This window comes from Kitasatospora sp. NPDC059571 (assembly GCF_042735675.1).
GTDB lineage: Bacteria > Actinomycetota > Actinomycetes > Streptomycetales > Streptomycetaceae > Kitasatospora.
The window spans coordinates 1-2,921 of record NZ_JBHWBW010000687.1 but is presented as its reverse complement, the minus strand read 5'-3'; the positions used below and the strand labels follow the sequence as shown (position 1 = coordinate 2,921).

The 2,921-nt window shown below is 79.2% G+C and carries 2 protein-coding genes; one reads left to right on the top strand and one right to left on the bottom strand.

Translation table 11 applies throughout. The features are described 5' to 3' along the window. On the bottom strand, nt 1–1,995 hold a 1,995-nt coding region (locus tag ACFV0G_RS37820), incomplete at its 3' end, for a type 2 lanthipeptide synthetase LanM family protein (RefSeq protein WP_380557909.1). Between the two features lie 149 nt (nt 1,996–2,144). Here ACFV0G_RS37820 and ACFV0G_RS37815 point away from each other — a divergent pair. After that, nucleotides 2,145–2,921 (top strand): BTAD domain-containing putative transcriptional regulator (locus tag ACFV0G_RS37815; protein ID WP_380557906.1); only part of this gene is annotated, 777 nt, incomplete at its 3' end.

The window sequence follows — 2,921 nt, the reverse complement described above, 5'->3', positions numbered from 1 at the left end:
CGGGGGGGGGGGGGGCCCCCCCCCCGCCCCGGGGTGCCCGCCGGGGGCGGTGCGGCCGGCACGGGTGGCCAGTGCGGCCCGGATGATCCACTCCTGGTCGTGCAGATCGGTACCGCCCAGGCCGGCCAGCCGGCGCTGGGCGTGGTGGAGTCCGCCGGCCGACCATCCGGGGCCGACCGGGCGGCCGTCGGCGCTCGGCCGCCGGGCGGCGGGGCGGGCGGTCAGCAGCGGGACGTCGCCGGCCCACAGCTGGGCGGTCTCGGCGGCCACCAGCGGCCGGCGCATCGGGTCGGCGGCGGACTCCCGCCAGAGCACGTCGAGCACCCGGTCGCGGTCGAGCGCGTCGCGCAGGACGTCCGGATGGGTGGACTCGTCCAGCAGGGCGGCGTAGCGGCGGGTGGGCCGGACCAGGACCCGCACGGCGTCCTCGGCGAACGCGGCCAGCAGGCCGGTGGGGCCGCCGAGTTCGGCCGCGCCGTCGTGCAGGGCGCGGTAGCCCGCGCGGAACCCGGCGAGCAGGTCGTCGGTGTGGTCGCGGACGTCGGCGTCGACCCCGTCGAGGCGGGGCCGGTTGGCGCCGCCGGGGAACGCGGCCCGGCCGCGGACCAGCCGCATCTGGTCGGTGCCGGGCGCCGCCCAGTCGACGACGTCGGTCGGCAGCAGGCCGCCACGGTCGCCGCCGAGGCCGGAGGGGTCGAGCACGCCGTGCGGGCCGACCAGTGGGAAGGGCAGCAGGGCGATCCGCCGCACCGAGCGTTCCAGCGCGGCGGCGGCCGGGTCGCCGCCGGGCGGTCCGGGGCGGCCGAGGTCGGGGTGGAAGAGCGTCTCCAGGTCGACCAGGACGGGCTGGTCGCCGCAGGCGATCAGGTTCTCGTAGTGGATGTCCGTCCCGCCGGTCAGGTGCAGGACGGCCAGCAGCACGCCGAGCCGCCGGTAGAAGCGCGCCACGTCGGCGAGGTCGCCGCAGGGCGCGGGCGCGGCGAACTCGACCCAGCCGTAGCCCGGGCGGTCCAGGACGGCGGGGCAGCGCTGGCCCGGACCGGGCATCCGCTCGCCCAGCCAGGCCAGCAGCTCGTTGAAGCGGCGGTGGACGGCGACCGGCCGCGGCTTGTAGACCGCCCGGCTGCCGTCCGCGAAGCCGAGCAGGGCGACCGCCCGGCCGCGGTCGTGCCGGTCTCCGGCGCCGATCCGCACGGTGGCGAGCGGCCCCGGGTCGCGGCCGGCGAGCAGGGTGGCGACGACGGCGGGGCGGTCCGCGGCGAAGCGCTCCAGCAGTTCGGCCCAGGCGTCCACGGCGTGGCCGGCGGCCTGGGCGAGCAGGCGGGCCAGCACCGGGTACTCGGCGAGCAGGGCGGACAGCCGCTCACGGCCGGACAGCTGCCGGACGAAGTCGGCGAACCGCGCCTGCGGGGTGGCGCCCGCCAGCTGCCCGGCGACCCGCAGCACGTTGAGTTCGAGGACGAGGGTGCGCCGGGCGATCCGGGTCAGCTGGGCCGCCAGCTGCTCGGTGAAGTCGCGCCGCAGCGCCGCGGTGTCGACCGTGTCGCGGGCGGCGGCCCAGGACGGCGCTGCCTCCAGGCGTCGTACCGCGACCGCGGTGAACGGGGCCAGTACGGCGGCGAAGCCGTCCGCCCAGGACGGCGCCGGGCCGGGGTCGGCTCCGGTGGCCGGGGCGGTGTCGAGCGCCTCGGCCGCGAGCGCCGCCCAGGCGGGCCGTCCGGCCCGGGCGGCCAGTGCGGCGGGCGGCTCGGTCAGCAGCGCACGCAGGGCGTCCTCGTCCAGCCCGGCGTCGCCGAGCCTGGCGGCGAAGCGGCCGTTCGCCGGGGCGCCGAAGTCCGCCCGCCAGGCGTCCAGCCGTCGTTCGGCGGCATTGTCGCAGGGATCCCCGAAGCGGGGCGGGCGGGGCGCCGCCAGCCGCTCGGCGAGGCTGAGCCCCCCGGCCCACCACACCGTGCCCACCAGCCCGTTCACCCGTCCCGCCCCCGTCTGCATCATGGTGTTGAGCATGCCAGGGCGGCGGCGCCGGGACATGGGGGCGAGCCCCCATATTCCTGCCGGCCCGCTCCCCGGCGCCGCGGGGCCGGCCCGCAATCCGGGGGCCGTCCCCCATGGGCAGGGACCTGACGGAGCGTCAGGATCGCCTCATGGACGAGAAGACGACGACACAACCGTCGATCGAGGTGCTGGGGCCGATCACGGCGGCCGTGCGGGGCGTGCGGGCCGGCCTCGGCGGACGCCGCCCGAAGGCCGTCCTGGCCGTGCTGGTGCTGGCCCGGGGCGCCGTGGTGCCGCAGGAGGAGATCATCGACGCGGTGTGGGAGGACCGCCTGCCCGACAAGCCGCGGCAGGCCCTGCACACCTATGTGGCGGGCCTGCGCAGGGCGCTGGAGCCGGAGCGCGCCCCGCGGCGGGCCTCGCTGCTGGTCCGGCATCCCGGCGGGTACCGGCTGGCGCTGGCGCCGGACGCGGTGGACGCGGCCAGATTCACCGGTCTCGCCCGGCGGGCGGCCGGCGCGGAGGCGGCGGGGCGGCCGGCCGAGGCGCTGGATCTCGCCGAGCGGGCGCTGCGGCTGTGGCGCGGCCCGGCCTATGCCGACCTCGGCGGTCTGCGGTTGGTCGAGGCCGAGCGGGAGCGGCTGGCGGAGCTGCGCGCGACCGTGCGGGAGACCAGGATTGCCGCGCTGCTGGCGCTGGACGCGCACCACGCGGCGCTGGCCGAGAGCCAGGAACTCACCGCGGAGGCGCCGTTGCGGGAGTCCGGCTGGGCGCTGCGGGCGCAGGCGCTGTACCGGTGCGGCCGGCAGGCCGAGGCGGCCGCGGTGCTCGCCGCCGCCCGCCGGGTGCTGCGCGAGGAGCTGGGTGTGGATCCGGGCCCGGAGCTGGCCCGGCTGACCGCCCGGGTCCTCGCCCACCTCCCGGGG